This is a genomic window from Corynebacterium sp. HMSC22B11 (genome assembly GCF_001815965.1).
Lineage (GTDB): Bacteria > Actinomycetota > Actinomycetes > Mycobacteriales > Mycobacteriaceae > Corynebacterium.
In genome coordinates this window covers 1-1,968 of record NZ_KV823500.1, presented here as the reverse complement: position 1 = coordinate 1,968, position 1,968 = coordinate 1, and the positions used below count along the sequence as shown (strand labels likewise).

The 1,968-nt window shown below is 63.9% G+C and carries 2 protein-coding genes; one reads left to right on the top strand and one right to left on the bottom strand.

The features are described from left to right. Positions 1–63: 63 nt before the first annotated feature. Positions 64–1,086, bottom strand: a complete 1,023-nt coding sequence (locus HMPREF3088_RS05635) for an ABC transporter permease (protein WP_246818069.1) — start codon at positions 1,084–1,086, stop codon at positions 64–66. Here HMPREF3088_RS05635 and HMPREF3088_RS05630 point away from each other — a divergent pair. Then, positions 1,079–1,777, top strand: coding sequence for a TetR/AcrR family transcriptional regulator (locus HMPREF3088_RS05630; RefSeq protein ID WP_141759444.1), 699 nt, complete (start codon positions 1,079–1,081; stop codon positions 1,775–1,777). The two genes, HMPREF3088_RS05635 and HMPREF3088_RS05630, sit on opposite strands and share 8 nt — an antisense overlap. Positions 1,778–1,968: the final 191 nt, after the last annotated feature.

Sequence of the window (1,968 nt, the reverse complement as noted above, 5' to 3'; positions counted from 1 at the left end):
CCGAGCCAGACACACATTTTGACCCTTAACCCGACGCTCGACGGGTGTTTGGGTGGAGACAACCTACGCGGTCTTCTCCTTCGAACGGTCGAAGGCCAGCAGAATCAGGCCAACGACGATCCAGCTGCACAGGACGATCCAGGAACCCTGCGCGTCCGCGCCGTCGAAGAAGCTCAGCGAGCGCACGAGGTAGCCGGTCGCACCAATCGGCATGAGCTGGCCCAGTGCGGACCAGCCGGCCGGCAGCAGCCATGGGCCTGTGGCCAGGCCGGCCAGCGGGTTAGCCACAAAGATGGTCAGCACCGCACCGAGGCCAGCGCCCGGCACACCAAACAGTGCGCCCAACCCGGCGGTGACCGAAGAGGTCGCGGCGATACCGAGGGCGATAGCCAGCCACTCCATACCCACGCTGCCGCTGAGCGTGCCGTAGATGCCGTGCAGCATCCAGACCGCAGCCCCCGCGCCGAGAGCCGCCACACCCGCGATGACCGCGGCTTTCGACCACTTGTGGCCGCGCAGCAGCACGGTTGCAAGCATTCCGGAGATCACGCCACCGAACGCGAGCGGCAGGCCGAGCAACGCGAGGCCCTGGGCCTGCGGGTCGTCCTCGGTCGTGGGGGCGAGATCCTCGGTCTCCACCGGCATGCCGGAGGCCTGCATGTTCTGGGCAAGGCCATTGAGCATCTGCACGTACGGTGCACCGTTACCGGAAGCGGTGTAGACCGTGGCGCCGCCCTGCCCGATTGCGATCGCGCCGACCGCGTCGCGGTTGCGCACCATATCTTCAGCCTCGTCCTGTGAGCTCACCACGACGAAGTCCGGGTGCTCCTCCTGCTGCTCCGCCTGAGCACGCAGCTTCTCAACGACCGGCTCCGGCCCCGCCACCGCCACCGGCACCCCGTCCGGGCCGGAGGCGAAGGTGGGCGCAAGAAACGCCCACAGCATGAGGCCGAGGACAATCGGCAGGCCCAAAATCAGGGCGATGGTCTTTTTCACGGTGCTGCTGGTGCCATTGGCACCGTTGGCGCTGTCGGTGCGCTCGCCGCCGGCGGGGGCGGCATCTTGATGCGCGACGGTTGTGCTCATCGTTTCCTCCAAGTGGAACAGACTGTTTCGCTTTTACGAAGTAGATCATATTTTTCATTTTTCGGTTGTCAAGGGTAAAGTGCCGGATATGCGAAAAGATGCTGCTGAAAACCGCAAAGCGCTCGTGGAAGCGGCCACGTCGTTGATTGCCCAGATGGGGCCGGAGGTCTCGCTGCGCACCATTGCGAAGGAAGCAGAGGTGGGTGTTGCCACCGCGAGCCGCCACTTCCCTACCAAGGATGACCTCTACCGCGCGGTGCTGGAAAACATCATCGACAAGATGCGCGCGATCGTAGACAAGCACGTTCCCCGCCTCCCCGGCGCCCCCGAGGCGACGTGGCGCTGCGCCATCACTGAGATGGTGGACAACGGCTTCCCTGCCGTCGGCCAAGAATTCCTGCCCGTGTTCGCACCCCACATGGGCCAAGAGGAACGAAACATACTGATAGAAAAGGTAAAAGCCCTCTACGGTCCCCTCCTCACGGAGGCGAAAAAGTACGGGCTGTGCCCCGGCGACCTCGACGTCCCAGACTTCCATTTCGGCATCATCACACTGTCGCGGCCGCTGCCAACCATCGCAGAAGAGGTGTTCGCCCGTAGCAGGGGGTGGCTCGTAGACGTGTTTATCGACGGGCTGCGGGCGCAGGCCGAAGGGTCACAAAGCAACCACTCACAAAGCACAATCGTGTAATTCGTGCCACAATGCGGCGGTGTGAGGATCGAGAAGCAACGCTCCCGAAAACCGTCCAGCAATCCGAAGTACGCAACCTCCCCCTCCACCACCCACTACCGCGGCACGTCGCCGGCACGCATGCAGGCGTCACGGTTCCGCAATAAGCAGCGCATCCCGCACCGCCACCGCACCATGCCCATCCGGCAAAT